Annotated in this window: 15 protein-coding genes; 6 read left to right on the forward strand and 9 right to left on the reverse strand. The window is 61.3% G+C overall.

The genetic code is table 11. The annotated features are described in order from the left end of the window. The first annotated feature begins 58 nt into the window (after nt 1-58). The 3 genes from J1G37_RS25070 (at nt 59) to J1G37_RS25080 (ending at nt 2,397) form a co-directional block, all read left to right on the forward strand. Entirely contained in the window at nt 59-343 is a 285-nt protein-coding gene (locus J1G37_RS25070; RefSeq protein ID WP_207046062.1) for a pyrimidine/purine nucleoside phosphorylase, read from the forward strand. Nucleotides 344-950: 607 nt separating this feature from the next. Continuing rightward, the gene (locus J1G37_RS29190; protein ID WP_347402355.1) at nt 951-1,991 is read left to right on the forward strand and encodes a polymorphic toxin type 44 domain-containing protein; all 1,041 of its coding nucleotides are present in this window, start codon (nt 951-953) and stop codon (nt 1,989-1,991) included. After that, entirely contained in the window at nt 1,969-2,397 is a 429-nt protein-coding gene (locus J1G37_RS25080) for a hypothetical protein (RefSeq protein ID WP_207046064.1), read from the forward strand. Before J1G37_RS29190 ends, J1G37_RS25080 begins: the two co-directional genes overlap by 23 nt. Before the next feature lie 65 nt (nt 2,398-2,462). Here the strand turns inward: J1G37_RS25080 and J1G37_RS25085 are convergent, their stop codons facing one another. Continuing rightward, complete coding sequence (locus J1G37_RS25085; protein WP_207046065.1) at nt 2,463-3,269, reverse strand: MOSC domain-containing protein; 807 nt, start codon at nt 3,267-3,269, stop codon at nt 2,463-2,465. Between the two features lie 39 nt (nt 3,270-3,308). Then, on the reverse strand, nt 3,309-4,244 hold the full coding sequence (locus J1G37_RS25090; protein ID WP_017735246.1) for a chemotaxis protein CheV: 936 nt from the start codon (nt 4,242-4,244) through the stop codon (nt 3,309-3,311). A gap of 517 nt (nt 4,245-4,761) precedes the next feature. Between J1G37_RS25090 and J1G37_RS25095 the strand changes: the two genes are divergently transcribed. The 3 genes from J1G37_RS25095 (at nt 4,762) to J1G37_RS25105 (ending at nt 6,990) form a co-directional block, all read left to right on the forward strand. After that, entirely contained in the window at nt 4,762-5,211 is a 450-nt protein-coding gene (locus J1G37_RS25095) for a hypothetical protein (protein ID WP_207046067.1), read from the forward strand. A 229-nt stretch (nt 5,212-5,440) separates the two neighbouring features. Continuing rightward, on the forward strand, nt 5,441-6,334 hold the full coding sequence (locus J1G37_RS25100; RefSeq protein ID WP_207046069.1) for a sensor histidine kinase: 894 nt from the start codon (nt 5,441-5,443) through the stop codon (nt 6,332-6,334). Then, on the forward strand, nt 6,331-6,990 hold the full coding sequence (locus J1G37_RS25105; RefSeq protein ID WP_207046070.1) for a response regulator transcription factor: 660 nt from the start codon (nt 6,331-6,333) through the stop codon (nt 6,988-6,990). Before J1G37_RS25100 ends, J1G37_RS25105 begins: the two co-directional genes overlap by 4 nt. Here J1G37_RS25105 and yegS read toward each other — a convergent pair. From yegS to J1G37_RS25140, 7 genes are all read right to left on the reverse strand, one after another. Continuing rightward, nucleotides 6,949-7,866 (reverse strand): lipid kinase YegS, encoded by a 918-nt coding sequence (yegS, locus tag J1G37_RS25110; protein ID WP_207046072.1) that lies wholly within the window; start codon nt 7,864-7,866, stop codon nt 6,949-6,951. The two genes, J1G37_RS25105 and yegS, sit on opposite strands and share 42 nt — an antisense overlap. Nucleotides 7,867-7,958: 92 nt before the next feature. Continuing rightward, nucleotides 7,959-8,504, reverse strand: coding sequence for a hypothetical protein (locus J1G37_RS25115; protein WP_207046074.1), 546 nt, complete (start codon nt 8,502-8,504; stop codon nt 7,959-7,961). 25 nt (nt 8,505-8,529) lie between these two features. Beyond that, nucleotides 8,530-8,856, reverse strand: a complete 327-nt coding sequence (locus tag J1G37_RS25120) for a hypothetical protein (RefSeq protein WP_017735240.1) — start codon at nt 8,854-8,856, stop codon at nt 8,530-8,532. Nucleotides 8,857-8,880: 24 nt separating this feature from the next. Next, a complete protein-coding gene (locus tag J1G37_RS25125) occupies nt 8,881-9,186 on the reverse strand; it encodes a hypothetical protein (RefSeq protein ID WP_207046076.1) in 306 nt (101 codons plus the stop codon). Between the two features lie 11 nt (nt 9,187-9,197). Beyond that, nucleotides 9,198-16,970 (reverse strand): hemagglutinin repeat-containing protein, encoded by a 7,773-nt coding sequence (locus J1G37_RS25130; RefSeq protein ID WP_207046079.1) that lies wholly within the window; start codon nt 16,968-16,970, stop codon nt 9,198-9,200. 24 nt (nt 16,971-16,994) lie between these two features. Then, nucleotides 16,995-17,516, reverse strand: a complete 522-nt coding sequence (locus J1G37_RS25135) for a toxin-activating lysine-acyltransferase (protein WP_207046081.1) — start codon at nt 17,514-17,516, stop codon at nt 16,995-16,997. Nucleotides 17,517-17,527: 11 nt separating this feature from the next. Then, nucleotides 17,528-19,273 (reverse strand): ShlB/FhaC/HecB family hemolysin secretion/activation protein, encoded by a 1,746-nt coding sequence (locus tag J1G37_RS25140; RefSeq protein ID WP_242551724.1) that lies wholly within the window; start codon nt 19,271-19,273, stop codon nt 17,528-17,530. Nucleotides 19,274-19,765 lie beyond the last annotated feature (492 nt).

A 19,765-nucleotide genomic window follows, 5' to 3' on the forward strand; every position in this document is an offset into this window, starting at 1 on the left:
TCCCCTGCCCTTGGGCATACTGGCCGACCTTTCCAGACCCTTTTCCGAGGATTCACCCATGTTCAAAGTCAACGAGTACTTCGACGGCACCGTCAAGTCGATCGCTTTCGGCACCGCAGAAGGTCCGGCGACCATCGGCGTGATGGCCCCGGGTGAATACGAATTCGGCACCGCCCAGCGTGAAATCATGCACGTGGTGTCGGGCGCGCTGACCGTCAAGCTGCCAGAAGCCAGCGAGTGGGAAACCTTCGCCGCCGGCAGCCAGTTCCACGTTCCGGCCAACAGCAAGTTCCAGCTGAAAGTCGCCGTCGACACCGCTTACCTGTGCGAATACCGCGGCTAAGTTTCACGCGGTAAAAAAAGGCCCCCAGTCAGCGATTAACGACGGGGGGCATCTAACATATGAAGCGTTATTGGTAACGCGCTTACCAGTCCTGACGTTGCGGCTGGGCCACGCCAATATCAGCCCCCCCCTCTTGTATGACCGACGTGGCTAGCGGCCGCAGGATTCTCCTACCTACAAGGTGAAGTACTGAGCTGGAAAAACCTGGCGTTTTCTGGAGCAACCCTAACAGGGGGTGCAATCCGCAACCGCCGATTTTTCCGGCAGCGCCCCCTGCATTTTCGCTTTTTGCAGCTTCACTCCCAACGGGCTCCATAGTGAGAATGATTACCGCTTGTCCGGTATATGCATGAATGCATAGATTTCTATTGCCTTGAGCAGTGTTTATTTATACAGTAGTTTTACTTCCTGTCTGGTGTCCTTCGTCTGGTGGGTCCCGGTGACTTGAACGGTTAGTTATTGCCCACTTAAAAGGATCGCGCTTTGCTGGACTTTTAAGTGAATGAACTGCCGTTTGGTTTAACTAAAGACCACCAAGAACATTCAAGCAGGAAGGTGTGAAAACACAAAATGATCAATTTTTTATACTTATTGAAAGGAATCGATAATGACCGAAAAAAATATCTTCGTTACTAGTGGCCGGCCTTTTACTCCTCCAAGCAGCGGTGGTGGTGGTGGCAGTGGTAATTACGCAGGCTTACCATCGGAACCAAGTTCCACGCGGCCTACGGCTGGGGTTGAGTTTATGTATCAATCCTTGACCGACCAAGCTGAGGAACTATTGTTTGACTCCAGCATGGCCACTCGGAAATACTACGCAGATGAACAAAAGAAAATACCAGAGCGCGCGAGTAAAAAAATAGCTGATATTGAATCCAAAGTTTCCAGCAGTACTGGAAAGCTGGCTGATAAGGCACAGCTAAGAATCTACAACATCACAAAAATCATGGTGGAAAACTCAAACAGCTATGTAGAAAAAGTCAATGCTGCCAAGGCTTTTGACGGCGCCGACCCAATTCTCGGCTGGCGATATTCTTATGGTGACTATGGTCCTGAGTTTTATCAATCCGTCTTCGTCTGGAAGGATTCTCTTCGGGCCGCCTATGATGCTAAGTTGCTGGTAGAAGAAAATGATATTTTGTACACTCACCTCGTCGCCGCAAACGGGATGCTTGCAACTGCTCAAGCCGCGGATGCTGCCGCGATTGCGGCCAAATCCGAAGCACAGGCAAAGCTTCTGAGGGATGCTGAAGAGCAGGCTCGTCTCGGTCAATATCCTGCTACTCCGCCTGGAGTATCACTTGACCAAAACCTACAAGAAGCGTTAAACCAATATAAACAAAACCCAGGATCTCCGCTTGTTTACACGTGGTTTTATCTCAAAGTTCGAAATAGCGGCCCTTGGGATTACAAGCAGATTGCGCGTCTACACGAAAACTTCGGGAACTTTAACTATGGCGCTACCGGGACAGCAGCAGGCATTCCAGACATTGTACTTTTGAGGGCTGCCGGTGCAGCACAGCGTGTGGCTGGTAGTTCATCGGCAGACTTTGGGAAATGGTGGTCGGAAGAGCCCTACGGGGATGATCCGGTAGATCAAGTATGGATCAAAGCAGGCATTGATTATGCAAAGTCAAAAGGGTACTAAGCTTGGCATATGGATACTTTTGATTATTTGCATTAGCCAAGGAGTATACATCTATTTTTCTGAGCCAAGCAGGCCTGACCCCACAAAGGTTGTTTCAGTCACACATGTGGGTGAAGGTGGTGCTATTTATGAAATATTATACGACTCAGGAGGGGCTACTGTTCCCTTGATCTATAGATATTTCCTCATGGATATTCAGGCAAATGATCAGGAGGCGCTTAAAAAGTCCACGGAACGAGAGCCGTTTCTTGTTACTAAAAGCCCTAATGCGGTTCGTAAAGTCATTGGTGATAGCGTCAAGTTAAAAACCAGCGAGACCATCTATGATTTTCACAACGTATCCATATATAAAAATAACGGTAAAATCAACATCGTAACATTTGATTTGGTTTCTACCGTTAAATAGCAGAGTTATAAATCACGCTTAGTACTTAATGTCAGCCAGCCCGCCTCCCAGGAGACGGGCTTTTTTCATTCCAGGATCGTTACCGGCATCCCCACCGCCAACTGGCCGACACCATCGTTGACCAGGTTCTGGCCAAAAATCGCGCCGCCCTCGGTCTTGCGATACGCCTCCAGCGTCACGAAAGGTTCGCGGTCGGCGCTGCGCTCGCCGGTCTGTGGGTCGATGGTGGTGAGGATGCAACGCGAGCACGGCTTGACCGCACGAAACTCCACATCGCCGATGCGCAGGCGCTTCCAGCCATCTTCGGCAAACGCCTCACTGCCGTCGATCACCAGATTCGGGCGAAAGCGCAGCATTTCCATGGGCCGGCCGACGCGTTGCGACAGGTCGTCCAGGGAGGCCTGGCCGATCACCAGCAACGGGTAACCGTCGGCGAACGCAACCTGGTCATCGTCCTTGCCGTAACCGGCTTCGGTAGTACGCGCACGCTCCAGGGGGATTTGCACCAGGCGTGTGGGCTTGCCGATAAAGTCGCTGACCCAGGCGGCAGCGGCGTCGCCGGCATCCGGCACGCGCAAGGTGTCGCGCCAGATGGTCACGCCGCGCAACTCGGCTTCGCTGCCGGGCAGCGCCACGTCCAGGGCGGGGTAGCCGGCTGAGCTGAGGGTCAGGCCACCGTCGCTATTCCACAGGGCCGACAGCTGGCTCATCTTCGCCACGGCGCGCTGGGTGAGGAAACGCCCGCTGGCCTCGTCCACCAACATCCAGCGTCGATCACCGTCCAACCCGAGCTTATCCAGGCCGATCTGCTGCAAGACCTCGGCCTTGCCGGACTTCAAGGGGTAACGGTACAACGCGCTGAGACGGAGCATGGGCCTGCAATCCTTGGGGGTAAAGACGCTACCCTAAGGTCAAGCGGGCACTTCGTCCAGCATCAGGCGTTCGCGCACCACGTCCACCAGCTTGTCCGGCTGGAACTTGGAGAGGAAGTTGTCGCAGCCGACCTTCTTCACCATCGAGTCGTTGAAGCTGCCCGACAACGAGGTGTGCAACACCACATACAAGCCACGCAGGCGCGGGTCATTGCGGATCTCGGTGGTCAGGCGGTAGCCGTCCATCTCGGGCATTTCGGCATCGGTGAAGACCATCAACAGCTTGTCGGTCATCACCACACCGCTGTCGGCCCAAGCCTTGAGCATGTTCAGCGCCTTGAGGCCGTCGCTGGCGATGTGCATCTTCAGCCCCAACTGGCCGAGGGTGCCGCGCAGTTGCGAGAGGGCCACGTTGGAGTCGTCCACCAGCAGCACTTCGCGGCCACGGGCGCGTTCCAGCACCGGGTCTTCGAGTTTTTCCCGGGAGACCTTGGCGTTGTACGGCACGATTTCGGCGAGGACTTTTTCCACGTCGATGATTTCCACCAACTGGTCATCGACCTTGCTGATGGCCGTGAGGTAATGCTGGCGCCCGGCACTGGTCGGCGGTGGCAGGATCGCTTCCCAGTTCATATTGACGATGCGGTCCACGCCGCCCACCAGAAACGCCTGCACCGAACGGTTGTACTCGGTGACGATAATGGTGCTGTTCGGCCCCGGCACCAGCGGGCGCATGCCGATGGCCTGGGACAGGTCGATCACCGGGAGCGTCTGGCCGCGCAGGTTGACCACACCGCAGACAAACGGATGGCGCTGGGGCATCAGGGTCAGCTTGGGCAGTTGCAGGACTTCCTGCACCTTGAACACGTTGATCGCGAACAGCTGCCGCCCGGCCAGGCGGAACATGAGGATCTCCAGGCGATTCTCACCGACCAGTTGCGTACGTTGATCTACCGTGTCGAGAATGCCGGCCATTAAAAGCTCCTGATGCGCGAAAGGATTGTGCAGCTCATTAAGGTCTGTTATCGGCGGCGAGCGCCAGATCTTGACCCCGGTAAAATGCCACGTAAATCCATTGATGTCACACTGACATCATGCTTTACTGCCCTGCCTCTTCATATGGCATTACAGCGACGTTGCGCGACATTCAAAGCGACGCAAGGTTCCGCTGCGTAAGGGATTCCCCTAGTAGCAATCAGGCCCAACCTGATATTCGCAATATCTAATAGCCATTAATGTGACGCCATTCTCATTGCATGAATGGAGTCAGGCTTTTGTTTGCGATGCCCAGCCCACGACCCACGGGTCTTCCAGCGCTTCATATGTGCGCCCACACGATGCGGGTCATGCACGGCTATCGCGATCATTACAATAAACTTCCTACTAAAAGTTCAGATGTGAACTACAGATCTCCGTCATATTTCAGCGGTAGTTTTACGCCATTCACCCGACGCAGCATCTCATCACCCGACCTGACGTTGTGGAGACTTGCATGATGAATAGCGCAAACGAATGGCAAACCGCACTTCCCGAGTTCCTGCTGGAAGCTGAAACCTTGTTGGCGAAGTCGGAAGAATGCCTGAGCCACCTGCATCTGATTCGCAATGACAGCGATGCCATTGAGTGCATGACCATCAGCCTCACCCGGCTCGCCGAAAAGGCCGATAACCTGGCCCTGCAGGCCATCAGCGAATTTTCCCGGCATATCCAGTACCTGATCGCTAATGCGGTCAACCCGCTGCAATTGCATGACCAGGCCCTGGATGCCCTGCACGCGTGCCTCACGTTGCTGGCCTGGCAGTTGGAACTGATCGACACACGCACCGGCGAACTGGGCCTGGATGAAAGTGAGCAAACCACCTTGATTGCCACGGTGACCTTGCAGATCCCCCAAAAGAACTTCAGCTATAAACCTGAGCAGCGCCTGCATCGAGCGTCATGAATGCCGCTGGGTGAGGTGGTCGCTTTTAATCCGCTACTTGTCCATAAACGACAGGGGCAACTTACGCGCGCGCGTCAGTTATATGCAGGTGAAGTACGCGCCGTTATAACTTCCCCGAACAGGGAAACTGCGCGATTGACATCTGGCGACCAGCGGTAATCAAAGTGTTACCATGCCGCCCTCGAAGTGACTCAACTTCATGATGCATACAACGTGAAAAGCATCCGCTATGTACGCCAGCCTCAGGTCACTCCTCGTCAAATCCATCTCCCGCAGCCATGCACGCCGAATCATTCTCGCGCTGTGCCTGTGTTCGCTGCTGGTCAGCCTGTGGGCCTACGTCGTTGCCGCGCCGGTGCCACTGCTGCTGTTGATCCTCAACCTGGGCACGCTGGCCGTGGTTGCGCTGCAACAATGGGTTTCACGCAAATCCATCAAGTTCCAACCCCAGGAACTGGCCGACCGCCTGCTGCAAGTCCAGGAAAACGAGCGCCACCGCCTGAGCCGGGAACTGCACGACGATATCGGCCAACTGCTCACCGCCGCCAAGTTGCAAAGCGAATGGCTGCAGCGCCGCTTGCCCCAGGAGCTGCAAGGCCAATGCTCGGTGCTCGGCAACACCCTGAGTGAAACCCTGGCCAAGGTGCGCGATGTCTCTGCCATCCTCAACCCGCGCCAATTGAGCAGCCTGGGCCTGGAAGCGAGCCTGCGCGCGCACTTGCTCAAGACCCTGGAAAACAGCCCCACGCACTGGAGCCTGGAATGCCAGCAACGGCTGACCGGCATCCCCGAGGAAATGGCCGTGGCCGCGTTTCGCATCACCCAGGAAGCGGTGACCAACATGCAACGCCATGCCCAGGCACGCAACCTGGTGGTGCGCCTGCAACGCCTGCCCGAAGGCCTGTCACTGACGATCTACGACGATGGCCAAGGCTTTTCACCCGCCCTTGACCCGGGCCGCGAAGGTCAACGGGGCATGGCCGGCATGTCCGAGCGCATCGATCAACTGGGCGGCTCCCTGTCCGTCGTCAGCCATCCGGGCAAAGGCACGCGGATCGACGCGCTTTTCCCCTGGGCGCCACGCGCCCTCGAACGGGCCAGCGCGCCTAAGGCTCTCGAGTGACCTGTAATTTATTGCTGGTGGATGATCATGCGTTGATCAGGGCTGGCGTGCGCGCGCTGATCCTTGATATTCCCGGCTACGCGGTGGTCGGCGAAGCCAGCGACGGCGCGCAGTTGCTCGCGCAGTTCAACGCCCTGCAACCGGATATCGTGCTGTTGGACCTGTCGATGAAACACACCGGTGGCCTCGACGCCTTGCAGCAACTCAAGAGCGCCCACCCCAAGAGCAAGGTACTGATCCTGTCGATGCACACCGACCCGGAACTGATCATGCGTGCCCTGGAGTGCGGCGCCCACGGCTACCTGCTCAAGGACACCAGCGCCAGCGAGCTGGAACACGCCCTGTTGGCGCTGCGCAACAACGAACGCTACCTGAGCCCGGCGATTGCCCACACGGTGATCAACCAGGCGCTGGTGCGCAACCAGGGCCCGGCCTCCCCCGTGGTCCACAGCCACAACCTCACGGCGCGCCAGCTGGAGATCCTGCGCTTGATCGTACGCGGCAAGTCCACCCGGGAAATCGCCCACGGCCTCGGCTTGAGCATCAAGACCGTGGAAGCGCACCGCTCGCAGATCATGAAGCGCCTGCAGATTTTCGACGTGGCGGGCCTGGTGTTATTCGCGGTGCGCGAGCAAATCATCAGCCTCGACGACTAGCGGCGAACCCACCGGCAAGTGCACGCGCAAGGCCTTGGGCAAGGCGACAAAGCGCAGGTCATCGCCCTTCAATGGCTCGCCATCCAGATTGATGTACAACCCGTCGGCGACCTTGATCTCGACCCACGGCAGACGCGCGCGCACAAACATATTGTCCAGCCCGCCGTCGCTCATCAGCGTCAGCAAGGTGCCGACCACTTCCTGCGGGGCCGGCAGGATGCTGATGTCGAGCAAACCATCATCCACCACTGCGCCCGGGCACAGCACATGCCCGCCGCCCGCCTGGCGGCCGTTGCCGATGCCCAGCGCGAGCAGGTCGCCCTTCCAGTGGAAGCCCGGGCCTTCCAGCTCACCGTAAGCCGCCTTCAATTCACTGAAGCGGGTCAGGCCGGTGAACAGGTAGGCGGCGCCGCCCAACACCTTCTTCAAGTCTTCGGAGGTGTTGGCCGTGACCTGGCTGCCGAAGCCGCCGGTGGCCATGTTGAGGAAGATCTGCCCGCCGGCCTGGCCGAGGTCGATGGCCCTTGGCGGCACATCCAGCAGCGCCAGCGCCTGGGCCGGCTCCAGCGGCACGCCGGCGGCGCGGGCGAAGTCATTGGCGGTGCCCAGGGGCATCAGCACCAGGCTGGCGTCGGTCTTGGCCTGCGCCATCGCTTCGGCGACGTCACGCAACGTGCCGTCGCCACCGCCTGCGATCAGGTGGGTGTAGCCCGCGTCCAACGCTTCATGCACCAGGCGCTCGGCGTCGCCGCCCTCCCACGTGACCCGTACCGCCAGCTCCCAGCCCTGCTCACGCCGGGCCTGCACGGCCGCGCGCACGTCCTCGTTGAAGGCTTGCTTGCCGTGGAGGATCAACAGTGCCTTGGGGCTGGTCATAGCGGGCTTACTCCTGGTTGCAAAGGTGCATGAAGGATGTGGACCTTTGCCGGCGGGAAAATAGCCATGGTGACGCAAATTAATTGCGCCGGTCAGAAATTATCCATCGCGTTGCACATCGGGACCTTGCTCACTGGCGTCGGTTCGATCCGCTGCCATTGCTTGCCGTCCACCGGCAACTCGTCAAGCAGGAACGAACAATCCGCCGACATTGACGCCTGCACCATGTAGTCGCGCCCGGGCTTGGGCACGAACGTCATGGTCTTGGCGCATTGGCGAGGGTATTGCAGCCGCCCCAGGTAATGGAATGCGATGGGCTTGTTGGCTGGCACCACCAGCTCCGACGTGACCGCACCCGCCCACGAATAGATTGGCCCAGGCATGCCGAGGCTGGCGCCGTTGTGGTCCGGGAAGCCGGCTTTGACCGACGCCATCACGCCTGCGCCGGGCACGCTCCAGTCCAGGCAATCACGCCCCGGCACCGCACGTACCAGGCCATCGGTGACCAGGCGCACGCGGGCGGTCTCGCCGCTTTGCGGCGGCACGTAGCCGGTGGACAGCGAACGGATGTTCGCCACCTGGCCGCAACCGCCGAGCGCCAACAGCAGCACGGCGGGGATAACAGGCAACAGTCTCATCGGGCATCGACTCGCAGGGGGGACATCAAGGCTGGCGGCAGTTCTGGTTGACCGACAAGTTCGGCGCCGGCTCATAGCTCACGCGCTGCAAGCCATCGGCGCCCTGGAACAGGAAGTACTTGGCGCGGCAGTCCTTGAACATCGGCGAATACCCTTCGGCTCGGAAGCCCTGGCCATCGACCTGCTTGGTCACGGTGTTGTTGCGGCTGACCACGGCGAGGACCTTCTGATAACTGTCACCCATGTTCACCCCGGGCTCGCCGGTGATGGCCGCCGACGAGGCGCAACCGCCCAGGGTGATTGCCGCCAGCACCAGTGCGGCGCCATACAGTCCATTGCGTAACGTATTCATTCCGTGTGTCCTTTGGGTGATGGGTTAACGGCGGCCATCGCATACCGGTGATTCGCCGATGCGGCCGAGCTTGCACATGTCCACGTTATCCTTGCGCTTGAAGCCTGAGTCTTTCATGCAATAGAAATTTGTCAGTCTCACATCGATTGGCGACCTGTCTCCCGCCCCATCAATATTGGTATACCCGCACGCACGCATCGCACTCTTGATGCCGGCTTGGGATACACCCTCCTTGTACCACTTGGTGTAATCCGGAGGCGGCGGTTGAAACGGCGTGCAGCCAGCGACAATCAGCATGCCCAGGCCGAACAGTAGTGCACGTTTGAACATGCTTGCATTCCTTAAGGTTGAGGTTTGACTTTGACGAACTCTGATCGTCCTTCTTTGGAACCCTCCCAATATTTAGCACATCCCGCTGAGGCGCTGAGATAGCAGTTATGGACACTTTCATCGGCAAAAAACACCTTGACCCACTCCCACAGCGGGTTACTGCCCTTCGGGATCGTACCGCCGGTCCCGGGGTTGAAACCTACGCCCAGCGACCGAGCCACGGGATCGTAATTATGATTCTGGTAAGCCAACGTCATCGCTTCGCGCTGCGACTCAGAGCTGAGCGCCGAGCGGTTCTGCAAGACTCCCAACAACGTATCGGCTTTTTGCACGCCGTACGCGGCCCCGAAAAAGTTCATCGACGTATCGCCTAACACGCCAACATTTGCCGGATCACGGGCCAATGATTCCATGGCATTGCCCGTGGTCATTGTGCCCCGGCTATGCCCGTCGATATGCAGCCCACTCTGGCCGAACTGGACCATGTATTCCTTGGTCTGCACAGTCGCGTTGGACAGCCCCCAGAAATCGTTCTCAAGGTTTTTCTGATACGCAGCGATCATTATCTCGGACGTGAAGTTATTGGCCTTCTCAAAGTGGATCAGGTACTGCGGACCGGTGTCCGCCGAACTGTGCTGATCGGCATACCTGGCCGCACCGTCGGCGTCGTTGAAAATACCGTTGTTGGCGATATGCACCTTGCCGTCCGGCCCCGGCTTGAGGTGCTGCTTTTCTTCGTCGCTCAACTCGCGATAGCGAACCTTGTCATTCTCGTCCCGCAACGCCTTGCCATCCTCACCCTTCAGCACCTCATACACCCGCGCTTTCTCAAGGAAGATCTTGCGATAGGCCTCATCCGCCAACATCGACACTTGGTTATAGAACTCTCGCTTGATCTCCTGCTCCGCCTCAACCTTGCGCCCCATTTCCGCCACGTCCAGGCGCTCCACGGCAGCGTGGGCGGCCTCGGTATTGCGGTTGAGGGTGGCAATCGTCTGGTCGACGCTCATGCCCGCGACCACACGCTGGCGCTCGGCATTGGTGATGACCAGGGTGCCGGCGCTGATGGCGCTGCGGGTGTCGCTGGCGGCGGAGTCGGAGTCCGAACCGTTGGCGAGGCTGTTGGCGAGCAGCGCCTTGGCCGTGCCGAGCTTGCCGTCGAGCATGTCCGAACTGAGCTCCACCCCGGAAGTCTTGACGCTGGCTTCGGAGGTGTTGTGGATGTCGGCCACGGTCAGCGTGCCGGTGGTCAGGCTGTTCTTGCCGTCGGCGATGGCCTTGTCGGTGCTGGAAATCACGCCGCCCTTGAGGTCGGTGTTGCCGCGCACGTTGAGGTCGAAACCGCCATCGCCGGCGCGAATCCCCGATTGCTCGATGACACTGGCAAAGTTGGACTTCTGCTTGGTGTTGCTGGAGCTGAAGCTGGCGGTCGCGGCACCGGCGCAGACCGGCGGGATGCAGATGCTGATGCCGGCGCTCATGCTCTTCTGCTCGGAGGCAAATTTGCTGGTGTCTTGCAGGCTCTCGATGTTCAAGTCACCGCCGACGTCGGCCTTGACCTTGTCAGCCGAGACCACCGCGCCGCGCAGGGTGGTGTCCTTGCCGGACACCAGCGTGGCCTTGTTGCCCGCCGTCACATGGGTATTGCTCCAGACCAGGTCATTGCCATCCGCATTGCCGCGGCTTTGGGACGCCGACGCGTTGAAGCTCAGGCCATTCTTCTCGCTGCCAAAGGAGATGCCGATCCCCAGGCTGCCGTTCACGCTTTTGTTGGTGCTGTGTTGCTCGATGGTGTTCTCAGCACCCGCCAGCAGGATATTGCCGTCGGCTTTCAACAGCGCATCGTTACCCGCCGTGATCTGGCTGCCCTGCACCGTCAGGTCGTTATTGCGCTTGCCGCCGGTGGCCACAATCGACACATCGTGCCCAGCCGCTACCGTCGAGCCGGCCGCCGTGTTGGAGGTCTGCTCGCTTTTGTTCTCGCTCTTGTTCATGCCCAGGGCGATGCTCAAGTTGATCCCGCCTGCTGCAGCCGGGTCAGCCATCACTTGGGTATACGCTTCGTTGGTGGCCCACACGGTGTTCAGCGCGGCCAGGGTTTTCATGCGTTTGTCGTCGGTGCGCTCGGCGGCCTTGTTCATGCGCTGGCCGGTTTGCACGGCGTTGACGATCGGGTTGGTCAGGGTCAGGCTCACGCCGGTCTGCTTGAAGCGTTGCTCCTGCTGCTGCGCGGCGAGGTTGCGCGCTTCGAGGATATTCACCTCGGACGCCTCGATCGACACATCGCCCTTCGGCGCGCTGACATTGCTGCCGACCTGGCGGTATTCGCCACCGGAGCTGATCAGCACATTGCCGTCGGTGGAACCCACACTGCTGGCCGCCGCCGTGGTCTGCTGGCTGCTGTCCTTGTTGGTCTGTTGCTGCGAGCCGATGGTGACGGCAATCGCACCGCCGCTGAACATGCCGCTGGTCTTCACGTCCTTGGTGTGTTTTTCGTCGAGGGTTTCGGTGGCCGCCAAGACCTTGATGTCATTGCCCGCCACCAGCGCCGTGCCCGAGGTCGAGACCACGTTGCTGCCGGTGATGGTGATGTTGTTGCCGGCCTGCATCACCGCCTGCTCGCCGCTGAAGGTCGAGCCTTGCGCGGTGGTCTGCGCCACCGTGTCGCGGGTGGTGGTGGTCTTGCTGGAGAACATGCCGTTGCTGCCCTTGACCTTGTGCGCCTCGTCCGCCGTGCTGAAGCGCTCGCTGGCCTCGACGTTGATATCGCGGTTGGCGCTGACAGCCACGGCACCGGCGTCACTGTTGACCAGCGCGCCGCGTGCCTGCACATCACGCCCGGCACCGAGGCGGATATCGCCCGTGGCCTGCACTGAACTGCCGACTTCGCTGCGCCCGGCTTCCTTGCGCCAGTTATCGCCGTCCCATTGGTTGGATTGGGTGAAGGACTCGTTCACCGTGCTCAAGGTGATGTCGTTGCCCGCCACCAGCGCCGTCTTGCCGCCGACGCCGGTGTTGCTGACCTGGGCCGCTTGCAGGTTGATGTTGTTGCCAGCGCTGGCAATCAGGTTGGCCGCCGGTGCCGACACATACAGCCCCGCCACCCGCGACAAGGCCGTGCGGGTGCCCTGCGCGCTCTCGCTGTCGGTGGTGATCGAGCGCACGTTGATGTCGTTGCCGGCATTCAGGGCCAGGCGACTGTTGGCGCTGATCAGGCCGCCGATGTTGTTCAGGTCCTGGCTGGCATTCAACGACACGTCGTTGCCCTGGATGCGCCCGCCGAGGTTGTTGAGGTTCTGCACGCTGACGTTCACGCCATCGCGCCCAGAGAGGCTGCCGCTGTTGACCAGGTCACCGCGCACGTCGAGGTTCAAGGTGCGCCCGGCCATCAGCGCGCCGGAGCCGTCGATGTCACCTTCACGCACCCGCACATACACCTGCGGCACCAGCACCTTGCGCACTTCGCCGCTGGCCAGGGTCACGTCCTTGGACACCAGCCACACGATATCGCTGGTCAACTGCGCCATTTGCGCGGCGGTCAGCGCCACGCCCGGGATCAGCTTCCACTGATCGGCCAGGGTCACGGCGCTGTCGATCATGCCGCGATACTGCGCTTCGTCGCTGGCGTAGCCGTCGACAAAGCGGCGCCCAGTGAGTTGGGCGACTTGTTCGCGGACCAGCTTCTGCTCGTAGAAGCCGTCGCCGAGGCGCTGCTGGGTGCCGGCCGGGTCGAGGTTCAGGCGTTCGAGCATGTAATCCGACGACAGCCACTTGCCGTAGTTGGCGAAGCGCGGGTCGGTCTCCACCAGGTAACCGGCGGTGCTGTTGGGGTTGATCTGGTACAGGCTGCTGTTGGGCAGGTCGGGGTTGAAGCCGCCGGTGCGGATCTGCTCCACCGCGCCGCCGGCATTCTGCTGGGTCAGCGCTTGCACTTCGCTGATCGGGCTGACCGCATAGGTGCGCACGGCACCGGCCAGATCACCCGTGCCGGCCGCGCTGTCGGTGACCTTGGCCAAGACCAGCGCGCCCACCTGGGTGCCCGTGCCGTTGATGGCCGCGTACTCGGTAAACACCGTCGGTTTCAGCGAGATCTGCTCGATCAAGGGCGCCGGGGTGTACGCCGTGACACCCATGCCCTGGCGGTCACGGCCCTTACGCTGGATGCGGTAGTAGTTGGTCAGGGTGCCGCTGTCGGTGGTGACCTTCTGGCCGGTCAGTTCGGTGTTGATTATCGTGCCCACGCTGGCATTCAGCGCCTGGCCGGCGATGATCCGGCTCTTGTCGTTGAACACCTGGTCGGCAATCAGGTTGATGTTGCCACCGGCGAGGATCTGCGCCGGGTCCGAGGCGACGATCTGCGTCTCGGTGACGGTGCGGTTGTAGTCGTAGCGGTTCCAGCGCGTGCCGTAGCCTTCCGGCGTCACCAGGTGCAGCACTTCATCGTTGTACAGCGAGATCTGCCCCGGCAGGTAGCGGTTGGTCGAACCCGACAGCAGGTACTCCTGCAACGCCTGGGTGGACACCTGCACTTGCTGGGTGGCGAAGTGTTCGTTGGTGTTGTTGATCTGCCTGGCGTTGACGCTGAGGCTGCCCAGCGCTTCGACGGTGGCACTGGCGTTGTTCAGCACCTGCGCCTGGCCCGTGGCCTGGTCATTGGCATCCAGGGCGCCGCCGATCAGCAGGTTGCCGGTGCTGAAGATCAAGCCGTGCTCACGGTTGTTGATGACCTGCGCGCCGATATCCAGGCGGTTGCGTGCGGCAATCGTCGCGGCCGATGCGCCTTCAAGGGTGTTGTTCAGGGTGCCGGCGGAGATGCCGAGCAGGTCGCCATAGATGCGCCCGGTGCCGAGGTTGTTCAGGGTCGCGGTGGTCAACCGTGTGGTCTCGCCGTCGATCAGGCCACGGTTGTCCAGTTGCGTGGCCGCGTTGACCTGCACTTTGGGCGCACTGATCACGCCGCTGGCGGTGTTGTCGACAACGTTGGCGTCCAAGCGCAGCAGGTTGCCGGCCTGCAGCGCGCCCAGGTTGGTCAGGCGCCCGCTGGTGGCCAGGGACACGTTGCCGTTGGCCTGGAACAGGCCGTTGTTGACGAAGTCCTGGGTCAGGCGGAAGGTCAGGTCACCCAGGCTGAGGACCTTGCCGTTGCCGCTGTAGTTGGCGCTGTCGAGCAGCAGCGATTGCCCGGCAATCAAGGTGCCCGCGCCGTTATTGATGGCCTGGCGTTTTTGCGCGAGGTCGCGATCGGCCACGGTCAGCGTGCTGCCGGCCGAGACGATCCCCTGTTCGTTGTCCAGGGTGCCGCTGCCGGTGACGCTCAGCGTCGTGTCGGAGACGATCGAACCGCTGCGGTTGCTGACGTTGTCCACGTCCATCGCGACGGACTGGCCCTTGATGCCCTGGTTGGCGCCTTGGGTGCTGCTGTTATCCACACTGGCGGCGGTCAACAGCAGGTGCCCGTCGGCCCGCAACAGGCCGGCCTGGTTGCTCAGGTGCTGGGCGTTGACGTCGAGGGTGGCGGCGCTACCGATAAAACCCTGGTCGTTGAGCAACTGGCCCGCACGCACGATGACGTCTCGCTGGCCGAGGATGCCACCGGTGCTGCCGGAATTGCGGTTGCTCAGTTGCTGGCCGTGGGTGTCGATCTTCAGGCTCGACTTGGCCTGCACGATGCCGCCGTCGTTGTTCAGTACGCCGCTGTCAACGGTCAGCGTATCGCTGGCATTCAGGGTGCCCTGGGCGTTGTTCAGTTGCTGGCCTTGGGTATTGAGCAACAATTGCGCGCCGGTGATCACCCCGCTGCTGTTGTTCAAGCCTTGTGCGTTGACGGTCAACGCCTTCGCGGCTTCCAGACGCCCGCCGGTGTTGTCGAGCGCCGTTGCGTCGCTGTTGAGCAGCAGGTCGCCCGCCACCGAACCCAGGGTGCCGCCCTGGTTCAATACGCTGCCGGCCTTGACCGTCAGCGTCTGCGTGGCCGCGACGGTGCCCTTGGCGTTGTTCAATTGCGCGGCGGTGACTCCCAGCGCGCCGCCAGCGGTGATCTGCCCGTTGCTGTTATCCAGGTTGCCGCCGTTGAGGGTCAGTTGCGCGGCGCTCACCAGCTTGCCGTTGCCGTTGGCCAGGTGCTGGCGTGCGCTGACGGACAAGTCGCCAAGCGCACCGGACTGCACCAGGCCGCCGCCGTTGTTCAGGCTGTCGGCACTGACGTCGAGGCCGCCGCCGCTGGCAAGGATGCCGCTGCTGTTGTCGAGGTTGCGCGTGACGGTCACACGCATGCCGGCAGTGCCGGTCTGCACCCATTTGCCGCCGACGTTGGACAGGTCCAGCGCGGTGACGCCGATCTGCGCCGCGCCGACCTGGGCAGCATCGCTGAGCAATGCCTGATTGGCGTTGGCGGTCAGGGCCTGGCTGGCGGTGACGCGGCTGCGGCGCAGGTCCAGGTTGCCAGCGGTGCTGGTCAGGTCGACGGTCTGGGCCGAGGTCTGGCTGTCACTCAGGTCAACCTGCGCGGCGCTGGCGGTGAGCTTTTGCGCCGCAAGGTTCTGCCCCTTGGCCGTGATCGTGCCGGCCGAAGTCAGGGTCAACGAGCCGCTGTCACCCAGCTTGCCGGCGCTGTCGACGCCCGCCGCGAGTGCGGAACCGGCCTGGCTGCGGATCGCGCCCTTGGCGGTCAGGCGGGCATCGCCCTGGGCGGACGCAATGCCCTTGTTGTCGATATCGGCGGCGCTCTTGAGGTCCAGATTGCCTTGGGCGTATAGCGTGCCGCTGTTGTCGATGCCCTTGTCAGCGGTGGCCGTCAGTTGGGTGGCGCTGCTGATCTGGCCACGGTTTTCGATACGCCCATCACTGCCAATCACCACTTCGCCGGCACTGGAGCCGATCTGCCCGGCGTTGCGCACGCCCACGCCAGCACCGTTGCCCACCAGGGTGATCTTGCCGGCATACATGCCGCCCAGTTGCGCCACGTCGATGGCCACGGCAGGCGTGTCAGCGGGCGCGGTACCGGTGGTGCCGGCCTTGATGGTCAAGTCCTTGGACCAGATGCCCGCGTTCACTTCGACCGTGCGCGCAATGATCTCGGTGTAGTCGGCGCGGCTGCTGTCCATGCCTTCGCCTCCGATGCTGATCTTGCCGCCCGAGACCTGATAGCCACTGATCAGTCCGTTCTCGAACTGCGCGCGCCCGGTGGTCAGCGTGGCGCGGTCGGCGTTGATAAAGCCGCAACCTTCACAGGCGATGCCCGACGGGTTGGCAATCACCACCTGGGCCTTGGAACCGGCCACTTCGACAAACCCACGCAGCTGGCTCGGGTTGCTCGAATTGACTTCGTTGAGAATCACCCGCGCACTGCCGTTGGCCAGCGCGCGGTTGCCTTCGATCCAGCCGGCCAGTTGGGTCTGGCTGTTGGTCGCGGCGTTGTTGAGGATCACCCCGCGCTTGTCCACGTCGAACTGCGAATAGGTGTTGCGCGACACGCCCGCGTCGCTCGGGCGGGTGATGTCCACCACCGGCGCGCCATTGCCAGCGGCACCGATGGTCGGGCGCTGGCCCGCCGGTGCCGAGCCATCGGCCACGACCTGGGCCTGCACCGGCGCCACCAGGGTGACCCAGCCCATGCCCACCATCAACGCAAAGCGCAGCGGCGTGAGGGTTGCGGTGACCGGGCTTACCTGGGACACGCCGCGCGTGGTGCCGGGGGCCTTGCAGGCGCTCTTGACGTTCTCGGCCACCACCATCAGCAGGCCGCGGGCCTTGTTGAATACAACTCGAAACAGATGCTTATTCATGCAGATCCTTTGCGCGGTGGCTGATCAGAGCGCGTCGCTGGGTAACGGGTGAGTGGCAAACCAGGCTTGCGCCTCCAGGTCCAGGACGGCGATGCCCTGGAAATTCAAGACGCGCAAGCCGCGCTCTTCGCCTTTGTGGTGCAGCGCGCGGAACACCTTGCCGGGCCATAATCGGCGGCGCAGCAAGCTGCTGATGCGCCGGGTGTGGCCAAACGGCGCGACCCAGTCGTTGATCCACAACCGCTCGCCGCTGTCCCAATCCTCCGCTGGCAGGCACACCGCCGGCGTGCGTAGGTAGCGCGCCTCGGCGTCGGCACTGAGGTTGAGCCACGAGAGGAAAAACACCGGCCGCCCGCCTTCGCTGATCAAGATGAACTGGCGCCGCTTGATCGCCGGCAGCAACAGCGTGGACAGGCTGTGCAACGGCGCATCGCGATGGGCCGCCGAGTGCATCCACAGCCACACCGCCGAGCCCAGCACCTGGGCTTCGTCGATGGGGCTGTCGGCCCGCTCGGGGGCGAGCACCTCCAGGGTGTCGTGGTGCATCGTGGCCTCCTTCAAAATGACCAGTTGGCGCTGAAGCCACTGGTCACGTCGGCGGTCTGGAAACCCTTGGGTTTTTCCAGGGGCTTGCCGGTGTAGATGTCATAGGAAAACTGCTTGTAGCCGCCGCGCAGGCCCACCACCGCGCCGGCCAGGCGTCGGCCCGAGAGGTACTGGGTGGAATGCCCGCCGACTTCGCCATAGTCCACGCCCAGGTAGAGTTCCTGGCCGGTGTTGGCCAGGCTCAGGCCGAGGTCGTTGCTGAAGGTCCAGCCGCGTTCGGCCGAGAGGATCTGCTCGCCGTCAAAGCCGCGCACGGTGTAGCGCCCGCCAATCGAAAAGCGGTCCTGGGGGATCAGCGGCGTACGGTTCCACTGCCCGCGCCAGCCGGCGATGTAGCGCAGGCGCTGGTCCGCCAGAGTGAACGGCAGCTGCAATTGGGCGTTGGCAGTAATGATCTGCGAGCGCGAGGTGCCTTCGCCGTTTTCCTCTTCAGGCGCGCGCAATGCATCACGGGCGCCGGTGCCACGGCGATAGCCGACACCGAGGTCGAGGGTGCTCGCGCCGATGAATTCACGGTGGTTGATCCCGGCCTGCCAACCGGCCATGCGCCGGCGTTGCAGTTCGATCTCGGTGTCTTCGATGTAGTTGCTGGAGGTGCGGCTCCAACCGCCGACCGACACGGTGGTCTTGCGCACTGCATCGCGGTAGATCACCCGCGACAGCTGCACCTCATTGGTCCGGCTGCGGCCACTGTAGGAATACGCCTGGTTCACCCCGGCAATCGTCTGGTGGTAGTCGTACTCGCTGGACGTCAGGCTCAACTGCCAATAGTCGTAGGGCACCGAGTAGTGCACGGTATGGCCCTTGGACCCACGGTCGCCACTTTGGCCACCGCCCAAATCATGGTTGAAGCTGATGTAGAACAGATCGTTGAGGCTGGCCAGGTTGTCCAGCGACAGCGCGACATTGCCCTGGTACTTGCCGGTCTGCTTGCTGCCGGAGTCGTCCACCGACAGGCTGACGCGTACCGGGATCGCCTGCTTCCAGGCAATCACCACATCACTTTCACCCGGCTGCGCATCCGCGCCTTCGGCCGGGGTGATCTGCACGTCGGCTTCGGCGGTGGGCACGCGCTTGAAGTTCTCCAGCGCCTGCTCGATGTCGCGCAGGTTCAGCACATCACCCGGCGATGCGGGCATGGCGTTCCAATAATTGGCGCGGGCGGAGGTGCCTTCGGCAAAGCGGATGTGCTTGATCCGCCCTGGCACCAGCACCAGCGACAGCGTGCCCTGATTCAAATCCTGGGCCTCGGCGAGGACGCGGGTGGTGATAAAGCCTTTGGCGATGATCGCGTTTTGAATGCGCTTCATCGTCAGGTTGATACCGGCGGAGCCCACGCAACGGCCTTGCACCGGATCATCTGCCGGGTTGGCGGCGCGTAGGGCCCACTGGAAGTCTTCGGCCTGGTCGCCGCTGAGCACCACGCGGTCGATCTTGAAGCAAGGCGTTTCATTGCGCGGCAAACGCAAGTTGCCGGCGCTGTCCAGCGGCGCTTCGAGACGGACGTCGGGGGATTGCTCCAACTGCTCGCGCTGGGCGCGTTCACGTTGTTGCTGCAGGAGTAATTGTTGGGCAGGCGCTTGCGGCTCAGCCGCCAAAGCCGCTGCGCTGGTCAGGAAACCGACAAGGGAACAGGTGGCGACGCAAGACTGCAGCAAAACAGACGGTTTTGTTCTAGGTAAAGCGTCGAAAGACATTTCGCATCCTTGTGAGTGAAACTTCCTACATTCGCAGGCTTGGTCACCACAAAGACATAAAAGTGCCATGGGGATGTATGGCCCTGTGACACATTTCGCAAAAACGAGGGGTTGGGGAAGGCTTGGTTTTTTTGGTTGAATGCTCTATCTCAAGGCCTGTAGCTGATTTAAGCGAATTCGACAATAATTCAACTTTTGTACAGGTTTGTGTCCTGATGCCATGAAACTTGCTGATCGTTCCCACGCTCTGCGTGGGAATGCCGCCGATGACGCTCTGCGTCACGCCTTCAAGAGCGGACGCAGAGCGTCCAGGGATGCATTCCCACGCGGAGCGTGGGAACGATCAAGCGGTGAACGACACGAGCAATACCGGTCGGCTTTAAGGCCGCCGCGCTCTGGCTTTTGATCTGGGGTCGCCCCGTCAAACACGCTGGCCGAACGCAGGCTTGAATCCGTGGGCAACCCGGCAGGACGCCGGGTTAGCCGCCCCGC

This window comes from Pseudomonas sp. Marseille-Q1929 (assembly GCF_017316265.1).
GTDB lineage: Bacteria > Pseudomonadota > Gammaproteobacteria > Pseudomonadales > Pseudomonadaceae > Aquipseudomonas.

Excerpts from the sequence above, each read along its gene's own strand:
- J1G37_RS29190 (WP_347402355.1), top strand. The coding sequence starts at position 951 with ATGACCGAAAAAAATATCTTCGTTACTAGTGGCCGGCCTTTTACTCCT.
- J1G37_RS25070 (WP_207046062.1), top strand. The coding sequence starts at position 59 with ATGTTCAAAGTCAACGAGTACTTCGACGGCACCGTCAAGTCGATCGCT.
- J1G37_RS25080 (WP_207046064.1), top strand. The coding sequence starts at position 1,969 with ATGCAAAGTCAAAAGGGTACTAAGCTTGGCATATGGATACTTTTGATT.
- J1G37_RS25120 (WP_017735240.1), bottom strand. The coding sequence starts at position 8,856 with ATGAATACGTTACGCAATGGACTGTATGGCGCCGCACTGGTGCTGGCG.
- J1G37_RS25085 (WP_207046065.1), bottom strand. The coding sequence starts at position 3,269 with ATGCTCCGTCTCAGCGCGTTGTACCGTTACCCCTTGAAGTCCGGCAAG.
- J1G37_RS25130 (WP_207046079.1), bottom strand. The coding sequence starts at position 16,970 with ATGAATAAGCATCTGTTTCGAGTTGTATTCAACAAGGCCCGCGGCCTG.
- yegS (WP_207046072.1), bottom strand. The coding sequence starts at position 7,866 with ATGACCAGCCCCAAGGCACTGTTGATCCTCCACGGCAAGCAAGCCTTC.
- J1G37_RS25090 (WP_017735246.1), bottom strand. The coding sequence starts at position 4,244 with ATGGCCGGCATTCTCGACACGGTAGATCAACGTACGCAACTGGTCGGT.
- J1G37_RS25100 (WP_207046069.1), top strand. The coding sequence starts at position 5,441 with ATGTACGCCAGCCTCAGGTCACTCCTCGTCAAATCCATCTCCCGCAGC.
- J1G37_RS25125 (WP_207046076.1), bottom strand. The coding sequence starts at position 9,186 with ATGTTCAAACGTGCACTACTGTTCGGCCTGGGCATGCTGATTGTCGCT.
- J1G37_RS25140 (WP_242551724.1), bottom strand. The coding sequence starts at position 19,273 with ATGTCTTTCGACGCTTTACCTAGAACAAAACCGTCTGTTTTGCTGCAG.
- J1G37_RS25095 (WP_207046067.1), top strand. The coding sequence starts at position 4,762 with ATGATGAATAGCGCAAACGAATGGCAAACCGCACTTCCCGAGTTCCTG.
- J1G37_RS25135 (WP_207046081.1), bottom strand. The coding sequence starts at position 17,516 with ATGCACCACGACACCCTGGAGGTGCTCGCCCCCGAGCGGGCCGACAGC.
- J1G37_RS25115 (WP_207046074.1), bottom strand. The coding sequence starts at position 8,504 with ATGAGACTGTTGCCTGTTATCCCCGCCGTGCTGCTGTTGGCGCTCGGC.